Genomic DNA, 19,805 nt, shown 5'->3' with positions numbered 1-19,805 from the left:
TTGTTACGCCCTTTTTTGTTTTGATGGAATCATTGTATGAATACGGTCTACAACAGCATCTGTCGTTAAACCAATTTCTTCTAATAATTTTGTTACACTTCCGTGCTCTATGAAGCGGTCTGGAATACCCATTCGTTCAACTAATGCACTATGGTAACCATTTTCAGATGCAAATTCAACTACTCCTGTTCCAAAACCACCGATTAAACAAGCTTCTTCAATCGTTAAAATCGGTATATTCTTTCCTAGAAGATCATGTAAATATGCTTCATCCATTGGTTTAATAAAGCGAGCATTCACTACTTTCACTGAAACCCCAGCTTTTTCAAGACGCTCAGCTGCTTCCATTGCCATTGGTATTGTCGTACCAAACGTTAAAATAGCTGCTTGTGTACCCTCTTTTAACGTCTCCCACGTACCGATTGGAATCGCCTTTAATTCTTCATCCATATGAACGCCAAGTCCATTACCGCGCGCATAACGCAATGCGATTGGTCCATCTTCATATTGCATCGCCGTATAAACTAAATGTTGCCCTTCATTTTCATCTTTCGGCATCATAAGCACCATATTCGGCAAGTGACGTAAGAATGAGATATCAAATACGCCTTGATGCGTTTCACCATCTGCTCCTACTAATCCCGAACGATCTATTCCGATGAAAACATTTAAATTTTGGCGGCATATATCATGAACAACTTGGTCATATGCTCTTTGTAAAAATGTTGAATAAATCGCTAAGAATGGCTTCATTCCTTGCGTTGCCATACCTGCTGCCATTGTTGTAGCATGCTGTTCTGCAATACCTACATCAATCATACGATCTGGGAATTCTTTTTGGAATTTCTCAAGTTTTGATCCAACAGGCATTGCAGGTGTAATTGCTACGATACGCTCATCTGCTCTCGCTAGCTTAAGTACTGTTTCACTAACGACAGCACTCCATGCTGGTGCAACTTCTTTCGGCTTAACGAAGTCACCTGATTCAATTTTATAAGGTCCTGTTCCATGCCAAGTTCCAATAACGTCACTCTCAGCCGGTTTATAACCTTTTCCTTTTTTCGTAATAACGTGAACGAGTACTGGGCCTTTTGTTTTCTTTGCATATTGCAACGTTTCGAATAACTTTTCATAATCATGCCCATCGACTGGACCTAAATATGTAAAGCCTAACTCTTCGAAAAAGACACCAGATACTAGTAAATATTTAAGACTATCTTTTATTTTCTCTGCTGTCGCAGCCACTTTCCCGCCAACTGCTGGAATTTTCTTTAATATATACTCTAATTCATCTTTTACCCAGTGATATTTTCCTGCGGTACGTAAACGACCGAGCACATTATGAAGCGCACCAACGTTTGGTGCAATTGACATTTCATTATCATTCAAAATAACAATCATGTCTGTTTTTTCATGTCCAATATGGTTCAATGCCTCTAAAGCCATTCCGCCTGTTAAAGCACCATCTCCAATAATTGGTATAACATATTCTTTCGTTTTCTTTAAATCACGTGCCAGAGCCATTCCCATTGCAGCCGATAACGAAGTCGAGCTATGACCAGTTTCCCATACATCGTGCTCACTCTCACAACGTTTCGGGAAACCACATAGACCTTGATATTGCCTTAATGTGCCAAACTCTTTCGCGCGTCCAGTTAAAATTTTATGTACATAGGATTGATGTCCTACATCCCATAAAAATTTATCTTGCGGGCTATCAAATAATTTGTGCAGAGCAATTGTGAGTTCTACTACACCTAAATTAGGTGCAATATGTCCACCTGTTTGAGAGAGCTCTTCAATTAAAAACTTACGAATATCCTCACTCAATCCCTCTAGTTCACTGATAGACATATCTTTCAAAAAACTAGGGTTTTGAATTTGCGTTAGATCCACATGGATCACTCACTTTCATTTCATAATCTGTCAACATGTCAAATATTATAAAAAACATTTACACAAAACAAGAAATTCTCTTTTCTATTTTTCGTCTTGTCCCGCTATTAACCAGTCTATTGCGCCTTAATCCTATTATAAACCATATTTCTTTAGGCGATGAAAAAAATAGCCGCTAACACGAAGTGATAACGGCAATGTAATCTACATATATTTTTGCCAATAACAAGAAAAGAAAAACCTTTTCCTACATTTATATCATAAAATGATGAATGACTCAACAAATGAAAACGCTGTTATATTAGTTATTACGTTTTGCAATCAAATCGCAAATAGATAGTAAATATTCATCTTGTAATTGCAAGGAGCTAATCGCACCTTTTGCTTCTGCAATTGTTTCTTCTAAAATATCCTTTGCTCTATCTACAGTAAACAACGTCGTATATGTGCTCTTTTCATTAGAAAGATCACTACCAATCGGTTTTCCAATCTCTTCTTCAGTTCCTTCGACATCTAAAATATCATCTCGAATTTGGAAAGCTAGACCGATATATTTGGCAAACGTAAGCAACTTTTCTTCTTGCTCTTCTGTCGCATCAGAAAGTATCGCACCCGCAAGTACAGCAAATTCAAGTAGTTTTCCGGTCTTATGTTTATGGATGTACTCCAATTCATCAATCGTAAGGCGTTTCCCTTCCGCTTCCATATCTGCCACTTGTCCGCCAACCATTCCTTCTGGTCCTGCTGCTTTTGCGAGTTCAAGTACAAGTCTTACTTTTTTTTCAGCAGAAATTTCTTTTTGCTCATATGCCATAATAACTTGAAAAGCGTATGTCAATAAGCCATCTCCTGCTAAAACTGCCATCGCTTCACCAAATACTTTGTGATTTGTGGGCTTTCCTCTTCTTAAATCATCATCATCCATACAAGGTAAATCATCATGAACTAACGAATATGTATGAATCATTTCAAGAGCACAAGCTGCACCTACTCCAAGATTTCTTTCTTTCCCAAACGCTTGTAATGTTGCAAACAAAAGTAACGGGCGGAGACGTTTTCCACCCGCTTCCAAAGAATATGCCATCGCTTCACGAAGTACATTTGGACATTGTAATCCATTTGCATAGCTTACAAGTTTTTCTTCTACGAAAGTTTTACTTTCTTTCAAAAAAGTATCAAAAGCAATCGTCACTATGCTTCATCTCCTAAAGCAGTAAACGGTTCAAGCTCTCCATCTTCCCCAAGAATAACTGCCATTTGTTCTTGTACATTCTTCAGCTTCTCATCACAAAGCTTAGATAATTCCATACCTTCTTTAAAATAAGAAATCGCTTCTTCTAAAGGTACGTCACCTTGTTCTAGCTTAGAAACAAGATGCTCAAGTTGCGAAATTGCCTCTTCAAAGCTTAATTTATTTTCCATCATTCAATTCACGCTCCTCTATGCCTGATACGCTACAATCTAGTATTCCATCTTGTAATTGAACTGAAACAGCATCTCCAAGGCTTACATCTTTCACACTTTTTAACACTTGCTTCTCTTCATCATATACAAGCCCGTACCCTCTCATCATTACTTTAAGCGGACTTAACGCTTCAAGTTTTTGAGCAGCTCTTACAAAGGCAAATTCTTTCGTTTGAAGTAACGTTTGCATTTCACGTTGTAATTGCTTTTGCAACGTTTCCACAGCTACCTTCGTTTGCATAATTTTTTGAGATGGGTGGTGCTTCTCTAAATAAAATGAAAGTTGCTTTAACTGATTCACCTTTTTATCAATATAGCGCTCTTTCGCTAAAACAAGCTGTTCTAGCGCTCTATCTAATTGCTCTTCCTTTTGCTCATATACTTGTCTTGGATAACGGAACGCATACGATTTTTGCAACACTTGTAGTTTTTCTTCTTTTTTATGTACTAACTCTCTCATTGCTCTTTGCAATCTCAGAGTTCTTTGTAATACCTTTTCTTGTAACTCTATAATGTTAGGTGCTGCCAGCTCAGCTGCTGCGGTCGGTGTTGGCGCGCGTAAATCCGCAACAAAATCTGCGATTGTAAAATCCGTTTCATGGCCTACTGCCGAAATAATAGGGATTTCACTCTTAAAGATTGCTCTTGCAACCATTTCCTCATTGAAAGCCCATAATTCCTCAATAGAACCTCCACCACGACCAACGATTAGTACATCTATCTCTCCCATTTCATTCGCTGTACGAATCGCTTGTACAATCGAGGGAGCCGCTGACTCCCCTTGTACAAGTACCGGAAATACAATAACATTCCCAATTGGATAACGACGTTTAATCGTTGTTATAATATCACGAATCGCTGCTCCTGTTGGCGACGTAATCACACCTATTGTTTTAGCGTAAGGAGGAATCGCTTTTTTATAAACTTGAGAAAAAAGTCCTTCCTCTTCTAAACGAACTTTTAACTGTTCGTACGCTAAATGTAAATTTCCGACTCCGTCAGGCTGCATGTCTTGAATATAAATTTGATAAGAACCACTCGCCTCGTAAACAGAGATTTTTCCTTTCACGAGTACCTTCATCCCATTTTCAGGTTTGAATTTAATATTACGATTATGGCCCGCAAACATAACCGCTGCGATTCTTGCATTTTCATCTTTCAATGTAAAATACATGTGGCCACGGCTATGATTTTTAAAGTTGGAAATTTCACCTTTTAACCAAACAGACTGCAAATGCGGATCATATTCTATTTTTGTTTTTATATAGCGTGTTAACGCTGTAACGGTTAAATATTGCTTCTCCATTTCTCTCTCCTCATAGCCGACTCAAATTATTTACAAACGACACCTGCACGTTTGGCAGATTCAACAGTATTATGAAGAAGCATTGTGATTGTCATTGGACCAACACCCTTTGGCACAGGTGTAATGTAACCCGCAACATCTAACACGTTGTCAAAGTCAACATCACCACAAAGTTTTCCTGTTTCTAAACGGTTAACACCAACGTCAATTACAACCGCCCCTTCTTTAATATAATCCGCTGTTATCATTTTAGGTCGTCCAACAGCTACGATTAAAATATCAGCTAACTTCGATAACTCTTTCATATTTTGCGTCTTAGAATGACAATATGTGACAGTGGCATTTTCATTTAAAAACAATTGCCCCACTGGTTTACCGACAATATTACTTCTTCCAATTACTACTACATGTTTTCCAGAAATATCAAGATTTGTTTCTTTTACTAATTCTACAATACCATGCGGTGTACATGGAAGGAATGTATCTTGTCCCGTCATCATACGTCCCACGCTGATTGGGTGAAATCCGTCTACATCCTTTTCTGGTGAAATTCTTTCAATGATAGCTTTTTCTTCAATATGTTTTGGTAAAGGTAATTGCACTAATATGCCATTAATACGGTCATCGCCATTTAAGCGATCGATTTCAGCAAGCAAACGTTCCTCAGTAATTGTTTCAGGAAGTTCAATTAGCTCTGAGTAAATCCCTACTTGTTCACAGCCTTTTTCTTTTCCTTTCACATAAGAACGAGATGCTGGATCTTCTCCAACTAAAATAACTGCTAATCCTGGTACAATACCTTGCTCTTTCAACTTCACAACTTCTTCTGTTAATTGTGCTCGTTTTTTCTCCGCAACTTCATTTCCTTTGATGATTACTGCTACCATTTTAAGATTCCCCCTTAAAGAATTTACAGTGTATCTTTTATATTAGATAAAACGCCGTTAATAAAACGACGAGATTCCTCATCCCCAAATGTTTTAGCAATTTCAATTGCTTCGTTAATTGTTACGTTGTGTGGAATTTCTTCCATGTATTTCATTTCATACACAGCTACACGTAAAATACTGCGATCAACAATACTAATACGCTCAAGCCTCCACTTTTTTAAATTTTGACGAATCGCTTCATCGATTGCTTCTTTATTTTCTACAAAACCTACTACAAGTGACTCTAGAAACTCATTTGCTTCTTCGCCTTCATCTAGCGTGTTTTCCACTGCTACTTTCGGTTCTAATTCACCTGTAATATCCATTTGGTATAATGCTTGCATTGCTCTTTCTCTAGCCGTCCTACGTTTCATTGTAACTCTCCTTTATGCTTCAAGTCTTTCCTTATACTTTGTTATATTATTATAATTTATAAGCCGTCAATTCACTTACTCTTACAGTTTTCATTGATTTTCCAACCTTATAATACAATGATAATAACACAATTTATCGTTTCACACACGGGTTACAAGGCTGAAAAATAATAAAAAGATTAACTTCAAGTTCCATATCTTATCACAATGTACGTTTTTTGGAAAAACGACACATTTTCTTGTTTATTTCTTATTTTTTGAAATAGTATAATAATTAGAGGGTTGTAATTTGTGAAGAAATGAAACGATAAAAAAGATGCCTATGTTACTAGGCACCTTTTCATTCTTACACTGGTTCGATTTCTGTTTTTTGTGTTTCGAATGTTACGCCAACGATGTGAACATTCACTTCTTTTGGCTCAAGTCCTGTCATTGTAAAGAGTGCTTGGCGAATATTGTCTTGAATCTTTTGTGCAACAACTGGAATTGCTACACCAAAATACATTACAACATAAAGGTCAACGATAATATCTTCGTTTGCTAATTCAACCTTTACACCTTTACCATGATTTTTCTTACCTAACTTCTCAACAACATCTGTAGCAAAATTACCGCGCATTGCCGCTACACCTTCTACTTCAGCAGCTGCAATACCTGCAATTACTTCAATTACTTCTGGTGCAATTTCTACTTTACCAAGAGTTGTATCTTGACCCATATCTAACATATGTTCAGCCATGAAAAAAAACCTCCTTTAATGTATCACTGCGTCACAAGTTCATGCTCTTCCAAAAATTTCGTATTAAACTCACCTTTTACAAAATCAGGATGATCTAGCAATTGCAAATGGAACGGGATTGTTGTATGTACGCCTTCAATGACAAATTCACTAAGTGCGCGCTTCATTTTTGCAATTGCCTCTTCACGTGTTTTTCCGTGAACAATTAATTTAGCAACCATCGAATCATAGAAAGGTGGGATTGAATATCCCGGATATACAGCTGAATCGACGCGAATACCAAATCCTCCTGGTGGTAAGTACATTTCTACTTTACCTGGAGATGGCATAAATTTTTTGGCAGGGTTTTCCGCATTAATTCGACATTCAATTGCCCAACCATTAAATTGTACTTCTTCTTGCTGTAACGATAACTTTTCTCCTGAAGCAACAAGAATTTGTTCTTTAATTAAGTCCATTCCTGTTACCATTTCAGTAACCGGATGCTCAACCTGAATTCTCGTATTCATCTCCATGAAGTAAAAGGTTTTCGTTTTATATTCATAAATAAACTCAACCGTACCAGCACCTGTATAATCAACCGCTACCGCCGCTTTAACTGCCGCTTCACCCATCTGCTTGCGAATCTCTTCATCAAGTGCAGGTGATGGACTTTCTTCTAATAGTTTTTGCAAACGGCGCTGAATTGTACAATCACGCTCTCCTAAATGAATGGCATTTCCGTGTGTATCTGCCATTATTTGAATCTCAACATGGCGGAAATCTTCAACGTACTTTTCTAAGTATACACCAGGGTTCCCAAAAGCGGTACTAGCTTCTTGCTGTGTAATTTGAATTCCTTTTATAAGCTCTTCTTCATGGCGTGCAACACGAATACCTTTTCCGCCGCCACCTGCAGTCGCTTTAATAATAACTGGATATCCAATTTGATCAGCAAGCTCAATCGCTTCTTCGGTATTTTTAATAATCCCTTGTGAACCTGGTACAATCGGAACCCCTGCTTCTTTCATTGTATCACGAGCAACGTCTTTTGTGCCCATCTTTGAAATAGCTTCTGGACTTGGACCGATAAAAATCAAGTTACATTCACGGCATAACTCTGCGAAATCTGCATTCTCTGCTAAAAATCCGTATCCCGGATGAATAGCATCGCAGCCTGTTAACTTCGCAACGCTAATAATGTTTGTCAAATTTAAATAGCTTTCTTTCGAAATCGTTGGTCCTACACAATACGCCTCGTCTGCAATCTGTACGTGAAGTGACTCTTTATCTGCTTCTGAATAAATTGCAACTGTTTCAATATCCATTTCTTTACAAGCACGAATAATTCGTACAGCAATTTCCCCACGATTGGCTATTAATACTTTTTTTATCATCACAAAGACTCCCTTATTACGCTTTTACAAGAAATAGCGGTTGTCCATATTCAACAAGCTGTCCGTTATTAACAAGAATTTCAACAATTTCGCCCTCTACATCAGCATCAATTTCGTTAAATAACTTCATAGCCTCGACAATACATACGATAGAATCTTTCGATACTCTATCCCCAACACTTACATATGGAGGGGTATCAGGCGAAGAAGAAGAATAGAATGTACCTACCATCGGTGATGTGATTTTATGTAGGTTTTCATTTTGAACAGCCTTCTTCTCTTCTTGTTTTGGTACCTCTGCTTGTGCTGCTGCTACTGTCGTTTCAACTTCAACAGGCGCTACTGGTTGCATAGCTTGTTTTGCTGCAGGTGCTTGCACAGCAACAACTTCATTACCACGCTTTTTCATTTTGATTGTTGTACCGTCTTTTTTGTATTCAAATTCATCAATATTAGAGCTATCAATTAATTTAATTAATTCACGAACTTCTTGAATTTTAAACATGTAAAATCCACTCCCATACTCTTGTTTGTCCCGTTTTTACAGATTCTCGTCACGAAAACTAGATTGACTGTAAAAATACGATGTACTCTATTAGAAAATATATTTCATTAACTAATAGAAATATTTACTATTTCCATCTTACGATAAATTTTTTAAACATTCCAATTTATATTTCTTTATAATAAATCGAAATTCCTGTAAAAATATTATTCCAATAAAAAATTTAATACCTAGTAATAATACCAAGTTTCACATGAAATTGGCAAGACCACTTCTTAAAAAACATTCACTACTTTTGCAAAACGTTACAAAGCAAACATGCCATTCCCTCCTCACTCTTCACCACACCTATAGTCAACAACATATTTTTACCAAATATTATTTTTTTGTTTACACGCCGTTCATCATTCCTTCATATAAGAATAGTATGTTCAAAGTGTAGAAAATATATTGTGTTGAGGTGTGGAAATATGATATGGCTCATTCTCTTTTTACCTGCCGTAATCGTTTGGGCATGCGTTCTTTTCATCCACGTCAAATCTGGAAAAAGTAATCATCAGTACCATGAACCATTAATCTTTTACTCACAACGTGTTTCTCCATTCCGAGTTGAACATAGTAAAAATAATTACAAAGACGAAATAGAAAAAAGCTATCGAAAATGATAGCTTTTTTCTATTCACACATTTACTTACATACTCTATTTTACTATTTGCATACCCTTTGCTTAGTAAAAGATAATAATCCGCAGGGAAATCCCTACGGATTAAAGTTTCACTTATTTCGCTGGTGGATCAAATTTCACACCTACATCTTTTGATCCGCCTTCACTTCTTACAAGTTGAATAATTTTATTTGCTTCTTTCTGTGAATGTTTTGCCGCTTTAACCGTTACTCTAATATCAGTGCCATCAGCTCTTACAAGAGCATCTGGATATCCTCCTTGAGATTTAATTACTGTCTCAAGTAATTCTTGCTTCGTTTCCATTGTCGTAATGGCATCAAAATTTTCTTTCGCTTTATTCTTTTCTGTTGCTGAAGCTTTTGTTGAACTCATCACTTCTTGTAATTTTGCTTTTTGTTCACTACGCTGATCTTCCATTTGCATACGTAAAGCTGTGAAATTCTCATCACTTGATTGAACTGATACATTGCCCTCTTTTTTACTTGTTTCTTTTTTTGCATTTTCTTTTTTGTCTGTTTCTTTATTTGTTGTTTCCTTGCTTGTATTTTCTTTTTTCGGAGTTTCTTTAGGCGCTTCGTTTGTTACTGCTTTATCAGTACCTTGTTTTTCTTGTCCAATCTTTTCACCTGTTGCTGGCGATGCTGTATTCATTTTGTCAGGAGTTGTCACGTAATACACAGATAGTACAACAACTAAACTTAACATCGTTAATAACCAAACTGTTTGTTTTTTTAACACTTTATTTCCTCCCTATCAATTTTTCGGTGAAACTGAAACGCGATGGGCCGGTACATCTAGCAGCCTTATCACAGCTTCTTTTACCATTGCTTTAACTTGTATATTATCCACTCCCTTTGCTACGACAAGAACACCACGTACTTTCGGCTTCTCTGTTCGTAAAACAACAGGAGTTTCTTTATCCCCTTCACGTATAATGACAGTCTTTTCATCAAGAGACTCGTCCTCTACTTCTCTCTTACCGCCTGTTTTATCTGTTTCACCTGTTGTTTGTGAGCGTTTCACTGTATTTTTTTCTAAAATTTTTTCTTCAGATGAATCTAAATTCACTTTAATCGTTACGTCTTTTACTCCTGCTATTTCTTCTAAAGCAGTTTTTAATTCTTGTTCATACGCTTTTTCATATTTTTCTACATTTGACATATTATCATTATTTTTTTGTCCAAAAGTTGGTACATCTTTTTCCTGGTTTTGAGTTTTTTGTTCTTTAAATACAGGTACTTCTTCTTTTTTACTTGAAAAAAAACTACTAGAAAACATAAGCAACATTCCAAGTATGAGTAGGACAAGTAAGAACTTAGGTGTTACCTTTCTTCCCTTCTCGTTGCTTTCTTTTTCATCTCCATTCAATAAGTTTCGAAAAAATGAGAACTTCGAATTTTTATCTTTATTGTCCATTTACTCTACCTGTCCTCCCTTCCATTTGAACTTGGATTTGTTTATTCTCTAGTTGCCACCTGCTTGAAAAGAAGTCTTTCATTTCTACATTCGTTTCCTCTACTTTTTTCGGTGGTTCTTTCGTGTTAATTTCAACTGGTTTTACTGTTTCGATTGCATCATTTTTACTACGTTCTTTTTCTTTTAACGTCACAACAACAGATTGAATATCTTTCGCTGACTTTACTTCCGCTGTGCTTTCCGCTGCGACTATTTGTATTTCAGAGACTGACATACCATACTGTTTCTCAAACTCTTTTCCTACTTCTTTTTTCATTTTGGTAGCCATCTCTTCTAAACTATATGCACGTGTTAGAGCTTGTATTTCTTTTTTCTTCGAATCTATTGAATTTTTTACAGATCCTTCTGCTACGTACTTTTCTTCATTAAAATTTGCAATTACTTCATTTACATCTGTCTGCAATAGTTTAAAAAGAGGTGTTAAAATTAATACGACTAACAAAAGACTTACAACGAATTTAACGTATTTTTGCAAATTCGAATTTGGAAGAATAAGATGAAGCATTGTCGCTAAGAGCAAAAAAACGATAATATTTCTAATCCACTCTGTAACAAATTGCATACTCTTCACCTCCTACCGCATCATAAGTGTAATATTCCCCGCAGCAATAATAATTGTAATACTTAAAAAGAACATAAATGATACGATAGCTAAGCAAGCAAATACGTAAATGATGCTTCTTCCAATAATGTCTAAACATTGAATAATTGCTCCGCCGCCAACCGGTTGCAATACTGCTGCTGCGAATTTATAAATAAATGCGATACAGAAAATTTGAATCGCTGGAAAAGCAACAATTAAACATAAAATGACGAGCCCAATAATTCCGACTGTGTTTTTCAATAATCCTGATGCGCTAATAACAGTATCTGCCGCTTCTGTAAACATCCTTCCGACTACTGGAATGAAGTTCCCTGTTACAAATTTAGCAGTTTTCACAGCTATTCCATCAGCAACGGCTGTTGCTGTTCCTTGTACAGATAATACTCCTAAAAAAATCGTTAAGAAAATACCGATAATCCCAACGCTAACGTTTTGCAGAAGCTTGGACAATTTCGTCACTTTATATTGATCACTCATTGTACTTACAATACTTAATATCGTTGCCAGTAATAAAAGCGGTAGAACGATATAATTCATAAGAAGCCCGCTTGTATTCATTAAGAAAATGATAATCGGATGAAAGAAAGATACAGATACAACCCCGCCACCAGTCGCTATAAGCGCCAATAAAATTGGCAATAGCGCTAATATGAAATCTACCATTGTTTGTATCGTTTCTCTTGCATATGTCATAACGACATAAAAACTATTTAAAGCAAAAATAATAAGTACCATATATACAACAGCATCAGCAATTTTACTTACACTACTTTTTGAAAAAGCGGATTGCAGTGATTGCAACAATGCGCTAAAGATTGTGAGCATAATGAGTGTGCCAAGCAGTTTTCCATTAGCTGCAAGCTCATGAAATAAATATTTTAATAACCCTATCATCCACTCTTTTAGAGAGAATTCTTTTTCTCCCTTTACAAACTCCATAAAACTCCCTTTTTGACTCTCTGGCAAATAGCCTCCATATTTTGTAACAAGCCCGTCCCAAAATTGCTTCACATCTTCAATTCCGAGCTTATCCAATTGTTGATCAACGACGTTTGTTTCTACAGGAGAAGCTTGTACAACAACCGGTAAAGAAAAGAAAAGGAAGCAAGCAAATAGCAGCTTAGCTCCAAACCTCCTCAACATTCACTCCCCCTTATCCCGTCGGTAAAAATCCGAGAATAGTTTCAATTACAACCGTCAAAATAGGAATTGCCATAACGAGAATTAAGATTTTCCCAGCAAGTTCAATTTTCGAAGCGATGGCACCTTGACCAGCATCTTTTGTAATTTGAGCTCCAAACTCGGCAATATAAGCAATTCCAATAATCTTTAGTAACGTTTCCACGTAGACGTTACTAACTTTCGCTTCACTCGCTACTCTCTCAATCATTTGTAAAATAGAATGAATTTGATCGATTAAAATAAGAAACATCACGCTACCTACGAACACAATAAATAAAGATGTAATACTAGATTTATGCTGGTTCAAAACAGCAGCTAAAAACGTAGCAACGAGGCCTAATCCGACAATTTGTATAATTTCGATTCGAACCGCCTCCTTTACTGGAAGAGAAAGACACTTTTAATCTTGTCGAATAGCGTATTAATTAAAAATGCAACATGAAATAAAATGACGACAAAACCGACAAGGATAACCCAATTTGCAATATCCTCACGCTTCAATTCTTTTAGTACAGTATGAATGAAAGCTAAAACAATGCCGATTCCGGCGATTTGAAATATTAATCCAACATCAATGGACATCGCCTTTCTCCCCCCTATAGCAGTAAAATTACAATAAGTAGCCCTGCTAGTACCCCTAAGCTCTTAATCATTTTTTCGTATTGCAGTTGTAAAGCTTTCGCTTCCTCTTCTTCTCTCTCCAAATGTGTAATACATAAGCGAATATGTTTTTGTTGTGATTCACGATCATGTTGCCCGAGCGTTTCACCAAATTGCTGCAGTATTTCATACTCGGTTTGTTGAAAAGCCGTCAACTTCCAATTCTCTTTCAAACTATCTATCCAAGCTTCCCTTACCGTTTGTTCTCCACTTTCTAGTTTTTTAGCGAAACTTTGAAATATCCAATTTAATGGCTTTGGCATTTGTTTAACTAATCGCTCGGCAGCCTCAGATAAAGGTGTGTGTCCATACATAATTTCTGCCTCTAATGATTGAAGTGCTGATTTTAATAACCTAAGTTGCCTCGGCCTCTCACTGTATCTTTTAGCGTACGAAAACCCGAAAAAGGTGCTGACCGCAACGATTAACACTGCACCAAATATTTTCACCATACGCCCTCAGCCTTTCTATTTGATAACACTGGTTTTCCATATTTATCTTTCACCTGCATAACCGTTCCTGGACCCCTCGCTTTTGACAACTCCACAAACCTATCAAATATACCAAGCTCTAGCACTGCCTTGAGCGATGGACGTCTCACAACATCCTCATAGGAAAATCCGTGTGCGCTTATAAAAAGCTGAACACCTGCATGCACTGCCTCCATAATTGCTTCACTATCTTCTTTACGGCCAATTTCATCTACGATCAAAATATCAGGACTCATAGAACGAATCATCATCATCATTCCTTCTGCCTTTGGACATGCGTCTAACACATCGACTCGGGTACCAAAATCATATTGCGGGATTCCTTTCACACAGCCAGCAATTTCTGACCGTTCATCAACGATCCCCACTTTACAGGAAGGAATTTCCGAAGCACTTACCCCTTGACTCATGCAACGTGCTACATCTCTTAAAAGTGTCGTTTTTCCCGTTTGGGGAGGGCCAATTACCATCGTGTTTAACCATCTTTTTTCATACAAATATGGCAAAAGCGGTTCAGCAATCCCTATTTTTTGACGAGCAATACGAATATTAAAGGAAGAGACATCACGAATCATTTTCACTGCGCTTTTTTCTGTAATGACTTTTCCCGCTAACCCGATTCTATGCCCTCCGCGAAGCGTCACATACCCACGTTTTAATTCCTCTTCCATCGTATAAATTGAGAATTGACTTAATTTATTCAATAAGTAAATAGCATCCTCTGCAGTAGTGATATAGTCATAAAAAAACACCTTTCCGTGTGCAATACACTCTAGCGGTCTTCCAATTCGAACACGAATTTCCTCTAAAGCATCGTATTGCTTACATTCTTCAATTAAGTACTTCATCGTTTTTGGTAAAACTTCTAATACCTCTTTCATCGGCTTCTCCCCACTATACTCGACTTACTATTTCAGTAATGCGATAAAAATACAGCAAATCCCAAGCGCTAGAAAAAAGAGCTTCAAGAAAGAAATTTCACTTGCTACACTCGCTATCCCAATTGTCATTGTTAAAATTAATACGGTAGGTCCAACAAACGCCAACATACCATTTATAAACAACGCTTTCTTCGCATCATTCACATAAAGCATAAGCAAAGCAGCAAATATCTCCGCACTACCTGAAAATAATCGAAGTGCCCCCATAACAAGCACGGATGTTTCCATTGCCGCTAGCCACTGTTTCATTCTTCCACCTTCTCCCGTAACAGTTACTAACTTCGTATTCTAAAAAAGAATATATTTGTACAACCATATGCAGAGGTTGTCTATTTCAGAAGTAAAAACATAATTTTTCTCTAAAGTCTGAATTACAATCTGAATATTCATATTATTTTATGGTATATTATGGTATATTTAGTTTAAAAGGGGTTTAAACCATGCAGCACGTCACTTTATTACCACTAGATTTATGCTATACAAATGTGATTTTCGAGCTATCAAGTGATTCACATATAAAAAATGCATTGGGGATAACGGTAGAAAACATCGAAGACACGAAAACATTTCTTCTTTTCGCAATAGAAAAAGAGCGTCAAAAGAAATCCTTATCGAGAATGATTGTGAATGAAGAAAATGAAATAATTGGCCTCACCACACTTAAACATATTAATAATGAAAAAAAGCAATCTCACATTGGTAGTTGGATTGGCTATCCATACTGGGGAAAAGGCTATAACGAGGCTGCTAAAAAAGAAATCTTTAAAATCGCCTTTTTAGACTTACAACTTTCCTACGTATTTGCTGGTGCTAAAACGAATAATATCCGCTCACTAAAAGCACAAGAAAAACTACCCTATATTTCATTGCATGTGGAAAACAAGTTTCCAGACGAACACGCTGCACTAGAGAAAGAAGTAAGGTCACCTTGCTCTCTGCATGTCGTGTCACGTGAAAATTTTTTAAACTGGTTGAAATTACAGAATGAGGAGGAAAAATATGAAGGCATTGAAAATTAGTTTAACCGTTGTAGTAGAATTAGCTCTTATTTATCTTTTTTCATTATTAGTCGGTTGGTCATTTATAGAGACCTTTTTCCTTGGTAGTTTAGCAATATTTGCAATTATGTGGTTAATTATTATGAGTAACCATAGAAATAACATTACAGATCACGCAATTAGTAAAACATTAACTGGCGTTGAGACTGGCGAAATAAAACCATTTCAAATTGTTTTGACTCCATCTATTATGGGTACTCTTTCACTTGTTTTAGTCAGTTTTATAATAACAGCTATTTACTATCTACCCTATTTCCTATAAAAAAAGCACTCGTGAATTATCACGAGTGCTTTTTTACTATGCACGAGAAACGTATTTACCTTCACCAGTGTTGATGATAAGCATTTCGCCTTCGTTAATGAAGATTGGTACTTGTACAACAAGACCAGTTTCTAATGTAGCTGGTTTTGTTACGTTAGAAGCAGTATCACCTTTAATACCAGGCTCTGTTTCTGTAACTTGTAATTCAACTGTGTTTGGAAGTTCAACACCAAGTACTTCGCCTTGGTAAGTCATAATTGCTACTTCCATGTTTTCTTTTAGGAATTTAAGCTCGCGCTCGATTTGTTTTTCACCAAGTTCGATTTGCTCATAAGTTCCGTTATCCATAAATACGTGAGCCTCACCGCTTGCGTATAAGTATTGCATACGACGGTTTTCGATGTGTGCTTTTTCTACTTTCTCACCTGCACGGAATGTTTTCTCTTGAACAGAACCTGTGCGAAGATTACGTAGTTTAGAACGAACGAATGCAGCACCTTTACCTGGCTTTACGTGTTGGAAATCAAGTACTTGCCAAAGGGCATTGTCCACTGAAATTGTTAAACCTGTACGAAAATCGTTTACTGAAATCATGTAAAAAAATCCTCCTGTGTATTACAAAATAATAAGTTCTTTTGGTGATTTCGTAATTACTTCATTACCTTCACTTGTCACAATGATATCATCTTCAATACGTACGCCGCCAATACCTGGAATATAAATACCTGGCTCTACTGTTACAGCCATACCTGGTTCAAGTACTGTATCAGAACGGAACGCTAAACCTGGTGCTTCATGGATTTCAAGACCTATTCCATGACCAGTAGAGTGTCCAAAGTATTTACCATATCCTTTTTCCGTTATGTAGTCACGCGTTAGCGCATCAGCCTCGCGACCTGTTAAACCAGCTTTAATACCGTTCACACCACGTAGTTGTGCTTCTAAAACGATATTATAAATTTCTTTTAATTTATCAGATGGTTCACCGACTGCAATCGTACGAGTAATATCAGAACAATATCCTTTGTAATAAGCGCCGAAGTCTAATGTAACGAAATCTCCTGTTTCTATCACTTTTTCAGATGCCACGCCGTGCGGTAATGCCGAACGAAGACCTGAAGCAACGATAATATCAAACGAAGAAGATGTTGCTCCTTGTTTTCTCATGAAAAATTCAAGTTCATTTGACACTTCAATTTCAGATACTCCCGGGCGAATGAATGATAGAATATGCTCAAAGGCAGCATCTGCAATCTGTGCAGCTTCCTTTAATATCTTAATCTCTGAATCAGTCTTTATCAAGCGTAACTTTTCTACAAGTCCAGAAGTCGGGATAAATTCAGCATCAATCGCTTCCTTATGCACTGAATAAGAACTATATGTAAGAGTATCTTGCTCAAAACCAAGTTTTTGAATTCCAAGCTCTTTCACTTGCTTTGCCACTTCATCAATGATCAATCCTGCGTGCTGTACAACCTCATATCCAACCGCTTGTTTACTTGCCTGCTCGACGTAACGGAAATCTGTAATAAATTGAGCACGATCTTTTGAAATAAGAACAACGCCTGCTGTTCCTGTGAAGTTAGCCATATATCTACGACTATGTTCATTTGTTAACAAAATACCGTCAATGCCAGCCTCATCAAATGCACTTCGTAATCTTTCAATTTTCTCCATTACTTTATGCCTCCCTCAATTTCTCCATTAATGCAAATAACGCTAACTTATAGCCATAAAAACCAAATCCTACAATTTGACCTGCACAAACAGCTGCCGTCACAGATTCATGACGGAACGATTCACGCTGATGAATGTTAGAAATATGTACTTCAATAACAGGAATCGAAATGCTCGCAATGGCATCACGAATCGCATAGCTATAATGCGTAAATGCTCCCGGATTTAAAATGATCCCTTCATATATATCTTCCGCTTCATGAATAATGTCGATAATGGCACCTTCATGATTCGATTGGAAACATTCTAACTCCACTCCCATTGTTTCTGCTTCTTGCTTCATATCTGCTTCAAGTGTCGCTAGCGTGCCCTTTCCATATACATTTACCTCACGAACACCGAGGCGATTTAGGTTAGGACCGTTTACGAGGAGTAACTTTTTCATATTCTTAAAACTCCTTAATATTAAATATCTATACAATATTTTAACATAGGAGTTACTTATTTGAATAGTTCGTCTTCTCTTGTCCTTCTTGTTCTGCTTTATTGCTATTTACTGCGTAAGAAACAGAATATGCTATAAACACGCCATACAATATAAAAATACATATTGTCGTCACAATTGTCTCTTTTGGTAAATGGAGCGCACTTTTAATAACAGGAGCCATTAAACCCATCCCCAAAAACAGTAGTGCCCACCAAAATAGCCCATAAATAATTCCCGCTATAATCCCTTCAAACTTCGCAAAAAATGCTTTATACAAAAAGGCGATCAAAATTGAAAGAAGTCCCATACACACTATTCCGAACACATTGCCCCATACACCCTCTTTCCAACTTCCAAACGCAAATGGTAAAAGGAAATAATTCGGTCCCGCCTCCGTGAATGAAAATATATGAAGGAAATACCAGATCCCGCCCCAAAAGATTCCACCAAACAAACCAATCTGCACAAAATTCCTTGTTCCTAATTGTTCTTGACTCACATCGACACCTCCGCTCAATAGTATGCCCGAAACTATTTTGAAGCATGTTTAAATCCTGCGAAATTTGTCTATAAAAAGAATAAGAAATGTCCGACTCTCATAACATTTTCCCTTGTCATCTACTTGTATTTGCCGATAAAATAAAGGAAACTCGGTGATTGTCTTATTTCAAAACGACAGAACCCAGTATGACAATTGCCTCTTTTTCTACATAAGAGAGAAACAAATACAGGTTGGTGTTAACATGGCAGAAGAGTCAAAACAAATATATGGCGGGCAAGCGGTCATAGAAGGAGTTATGTTTGGCGGTAGAGAATATACTGTTACAGCGGTTCGTCGTAAAGATAAATCGATTGAATTTTATCGATTACCACGCGTTCGTAATAAAGTACTATCTACCCTAAAAAAAATTCCATTTTTACGAGGGATTGCCGCTATTGTGGATGCAAGTGCGAATGGAGCAAAGCATTTAAACTTCGCTTCAGAACGATTTGACGTCCACCCAGAAGATGATGAACAAATTGCAAATAAAAAAGAAGAACAATCAAAATTAACGATGGTATTAGGAGTTGCAGCTGTTGGCGTTTTATCTTTTATATTCGGTAAAGTCATTTTCACAGCAGTTCCTGCACTATTAGCTGAATTAACGAGACCGATTTTCCCATCTCATACTGGGCAAATCATTGTCGAAAGTGTCATTAAGCTCATGCTATTATTGAGCTATATATACTTTATTTCTTTAACCCCACTTATTAAGCGGGTATTTCAGTATCACGGTGCAGAGCATAAGGTAATCAATGCTTACGAGAATAACCTTCCTCTGACTGTAGAAAACGTTCAAAAGCAAACTCGTCTCCATTATAGATGCGGCAGTAGCTTTATTATATTTACAGTCATTATTGGAATGTTCGTTTATTTCCTAGTCCCTACAGATCCTCTTTGGGCACGAGTTATAAACAGAATTTTATTAATTCCAGTTGTACTTGGTATTTCTTTTGAAGTATTACAATTTACAAATCGATTACGAGATATTCCCGTATTACGCGTACTTGGATATCCTGGATTATGGCTACAACTATTAACAACGAAAGAACCAACAGATGATCAAGTGGAAGTAGCAATTGCATCGTTTGAAGAATTATTACGTTTAGAGAACAAACAATAATTATTTAAAAATGGTGTTCAACTCCTTTC

At 36.8% G+C, this 19,805-nt stretch carries 26 protein-coding genes; 4 read left to right on the top strand and 22 right to left on the bottom strand.

Annotated features, from left to right (window positions below):
• Positions 1-3 precede the first annotated feature (3 nt).
• The 9 genes from dxs to accB all read right to left on the bottom strand — a co-directional run bounded on the left by dxs (position 4) and on the right by accB (position 8,589).
• Complete coding sequence (gene dxs, locus MKY38_RS01100; protein ID WP_000366452.1) at positions 4-1,896, bottom strand: 1-deoxy-D-xylulose-5-phosphate synthase; 1,893 nt, start codon at positions 1,894-1,896, stop codon at positions 4-6.
• Between the two features lie 301 nt (positions 1,897-2,197).
• Positions 2,198-3,088, bottom strand: a complete 891-nt coding sequence (gene ispA / locus MKY38_RS01095) for a (2E,6E)-farnesyl diphosphate synthase (protein WP_000150380.1) — start codon at positions 3,086-3,088, stop codon at positions 2,198-2,200.
• Complete coding sequence (gene xseB, locus MKY38_RS01090) at positions 3,088-3,318, bottom strand: exodeoxyribonuclease VII small subunit (RefSeq protein WP_000428423.1); 231 nt, start codon at positions 3,316-3,318, stop codon at positions 3,088-3,090. The genes ispA and xseB overlap by 1 nt, the downstream gene beginning before the upstream one ends.
• The gene (gene xseA, locus MKY38_RS01085) at positions 3,308-4,666 is read right to left on the bottom strand and encodes an exodeoxyribonuclease VII large subunit (protein ID WP_000415248.1); all 1,359 of its coding nucleotides are present in this window, start codon (positions 4,664-4,666) and stop codon (positions 3,308-3,310) included. The genes xseB and xseA overlap by 11 nt, the downstream gene beginning before the upstream one ends.
• A 26-nt stretch (positions 4,667-4,692) precedes the next feature.
• Complete coding sequence (gene folD / locus MKY38_RS01080) at positions 4,693-5,553, bottom strand: bifunctional methylenetetrahydrofolate dehydrogenase/methenyltetrahydrofolate cyclohydrolase FolD (protein ID WP_000226732.1); 861 nt, start codon at positions 5,551-5,553, stop codon at positions 4,693-4,695.
• 23 nt (positions 5,554-5,576) lie between these two features.
• Positions 5,577-5,969, bottom strand: coding sequence for a N utilization substance protein NusB (nusB, locus tag MKY38_RS01075; protein WP_341047859.1), 393 nt, complete (start codon positions 5,967-5,969; stop codon positions 5,577-5,579).
• A gap of 346 nt (positions 5,970-6,315) precedes the next feature.
• Complete coding sequence (locus MKY38_RS01070; RefSeq protein ID WP_000807630.1) at positions 6,316-6,708, bottom strand: Asp23/Gls24 family envelope stress response protein; 393 nt, start codon at positions 6,706-6,708, stop codon at positions 6,316-6,318.
• Positions 6,709-6,731: 23 nt separating this feature from the next.
• Positions 6,732-8,084 (bottom strand): acetyl-CoA carboxylase biotin carboxylase subunit, encoded by a 1,353-nt coding sequence (accC, locus tag MKY38_RS01065; RefSeq protein WP_114555873.1) that lies wholly within the window; start codon positions 8,082-8,084, stop codon positions 6,732-6,734.
• Between the two features lie 16 nt (positions 8,085-8,100).
• On the bottom strand, positions 8,101-8,589 hold the full coding sequence (gene accB, locus MKY38_RS01060; RefSeq protein ID WP_000472865.1) for an acetyl-CoA carboxylase biotin carboxyl carrier protein: 489 nt from the start codon (positions 8,587-8,589) through the stop codon (positions 8,101-8,103).
• A 470-nt stretch (positions 8,590-9,059) separates the two neighbouring features.
• Between accB and MKY38_RS01055 the strand changes: the two genes are divergently transcribed.
• Positions 9,060-9,254 (top strand): DNA recombination protein RecO, encoded by a 195-nt coding sequence (locus MKY38_RS01055; protein WP_070180494.1) that lies wholly within the window; start codon positions 9,060-9,062, stop codon positions 9,252-9,254.
• A 113-nt stretch (positions 9,255-9,367) separates the two neighbouring features.
• Here MKY38_RS01055 and MKY38_RS01050 read toward each other — a convergent pair whose 3' ends face one another.
• The 9 genes from MKY38_RS01050 to MKY38_RS01010 are packed head-to-tail and all read right to left on the bottom strand — an operon-like array spanning position 9,368 to position 14,877.
• Positions 9,368-10,012 carry a SpoIIIAH-like family protein gene (locus MKY38_RS01050; RefSeq protein ID WP_000914710.1) on the bottom strand — a complete coding sequence of 215 codons (645 nt, stop codon included), beginning with the start codon at positions 10,010-10,012 and terminating at the stop codon, positions 9,368-9,370.
• A gap of 15 nt (positions 10,013-10,027) precedes the next feature.
• A complete protein-coding gene (spoIIIAG, locus tag MKY38_RS01045; protein WP_000368881.1) occupies positions 10,028-10,690 on the bottom strand; it encodes a stage III sporulation protein AG in 663 nt (220 codons plus the stop codon).
• A complete protein-coding gene (spoIIIAF, locus tag MKY38_RS01040) occupies positions 10,680-11,312 on the bottom strand; it encodes a stage III sporulation protein AF (RefSeq protein WP_001161052.1) in 633 nt (210 codons plus the stop codon). The genes spoIIIAG and spoIIIAF overlap by 11 nt, the downstream gene beginning before the upstream one ends.
• Positions 11,313-11,324: 12 nt before the next feature.
• A complete protein-coding gene (gene spoIIIAE / locus MKY38_RS01035; protein ID WP_000946110.1) occupies positions 11,325-12,497 on the bottom strand; it encodes a stage III sporulation protein AE in 1,173 nt (390 codons plus the stop codon).
• Between the two features lie 10 nt (positions 12,498-12,507).
• Entirely contained in the window at positions 12,508-12,891 is a 384-nt protein-coding gene (gene spoIIIAD, locus MKY38_RS01030; RefSeq protein ID WP_077393170.1) for a stage III sporulation protein AD, read from the bottom strand.
• Positions 12,892-12,914: 23 nt separating this feature from the next.
• Positions 12,915-13,118, bottom strand: a complete 204-nt coding sequence (gene spoIIIAC, locus MKY38_RS01025; protein ID WP_000020914.1) for a stage III sporulation protein AC — start codon at positions 13,116-13,118, stop codon at positions 12,915-12,917.
• 14 nt (positions 13,119-13,132) lie between these two features.
• Positions 13,133-13,648 carry a stage III sporulation protein SpoIIIAB gene (gene spoIIIAB, locus MKY38_RS01020; RefSeq protein ID WP_000238702.1) on the bottom strand — a complete coding sequence of 172 codons (516 nt, stop codon included), beginning with the start codon at positions 13,646-13,648 and terminating at the stop codon, positions 13,133-13,135.
• Complete coding sequence (spoIIIAA, locus tag MKY38_RS01015; protein ID WP_000665905.1) at positions 13,642-14,568, bottom strand: stage III sporulation protein AA; 927 nt, start codon at positions 14,566-14,568, stop codon at positions 13,642-13,644. Before spoIIIAA ends, spoIIIAB begins: the two co-directional genes overlap by 7 nt.
• Before the next feature lie 27 nt (positions 14,569-14,595).
• Positions 14,596-14,877 carry a YqhV family protein gene (locus MKY38_RS01010; protein ID WP_000816050.1) on the bottom strand — a complete coding sequence of 94 codons (282 nt, stop codon included), beginning with the start codon at positions 14,875-14,877 and terminating at the stop codon, positions 14,596-14,598.
• Between the two features lie 191 nt (positions 14,878-15,068).
• Between MKY38_RS01010 and MKY38_RS01005 the strand changes: the two genes are divergently transcribed.
• The gene (locus MKY38_RS01005; RefSeq protein ID WP_065222877.1) at positions 15,069-15,647 is read left to right on the top strand and encodes a GNAT family N-acetyltransferase; all 579 of its coding nucleotides are present in this window, start codon (positions 15,069-15,071) and stop codon (positions 15,645-15,647) included.
• Positions 15,628-15,948 (top strand): hypothetical protein, encoded by a 321-nt coding sequence (locus tag MKY38_RS01000; RefSeq protein ID WP_000645571.1) that lies wholly within the window; start codon positions 15,628-15,630, stop codon positions 15,946-15,948. The genes MKY38_RS01005 and MKY38_RS01000 overlap by 20 nt, the downstream gene beginning before the upstream one ends.
• Before the next feature lie 36 nt (positions 15,949-15,984).
• Here the strand turns inward: MKY38_RS01000 and efp are convergent, their stop codons facing one another.
• Genes efp through MKY38_RS00980 form a run of 4 tightly spaced genes read right to left on the bottom strand, consistent with a single transcriptional unit; the run spans position 15,985 to position 18,611 of the window.
• A complete protein-coding gene (efp, locus tag MKY38_RS00995) occupies positions 15,985-16,542 on the bottom strand; it encodes an elongation factor P (protein WP_000626516.1) in 558 nt (185 codons plus the stop codon).
• A 21-nt stretch (positions 16,543-16,563) separates the two neighbouring features.
• Positions 16,564-17,625, bottom strand: coding sequence for a Xaa-Pro dipeptidase (gene pepQ, locus MKY38_RS00990; RefSeq protein WP_065222876.1), 1,062 nt, complete (start codon positions 17,623-17,625; stop codon positions 16,564-16,566).
• 4 nt (positions 17,626-17,629) lie between these two features.
• On the bottom strand, positions 17,630-18,070 hold the full coding sequence (aroQ, locus tag MKY38_RS00985) for a type II 3-dehydroquinate dehydratase (RefSeq protein WP_000735140.1): 441 nt from the start codon (positions 18,068-18,070) through the stop codon (positions 17,630-17,632).
• Between the two features lie 52 nt (positions 18,071-18,122).
• Positions 18,123-18,611: a YqhR family membrane protein gene (locus MKY38_RS00980; RefSeq protein WP_000076881.1), complete on the bottom strand. Its 489-nt coding sequence runs from the start codon at positions 18,609-18,611 to the stop codon at positions 18,123-18,125.
• 244 nt (positions 18,612-18,855) lie between these two features.
• Between MKY38_RS00980 and MKY38_RS00975 the strand changes: the two genes are divergently transcribed.
• Positions 18,856-19,776 carry a DUF1385 domain-containing protein gene (locus tag MKY38_RS00975; protein ID WP_000807121.1) on the top strand — a complete coding sequence of 307 codons (921 nt, stop codon included), beginning with the start codon at positions 18,856-18,858 and terminating at the stop codon, positions 19,774-19,776.
• The last annotated feature ends 29 nt before the right edge of the window (positions 19,777-19,805 follow it).

Origin of the sequence: Bacillus sp. FSL R5-0585, assembly GCF_038004545.1 — a bacterium.
Taxonomy (GTDB): domain Bacteria; phylum Bacillota; class Bacilli; order Bacillales; family Bacillaceae_G; genus Bacillus_A; species Bacillus_A cereus.
Note: the sequence above shows the minus strand (reverse complement) of the source record. Positions and strands in the feature narration are given on the sequence as shown.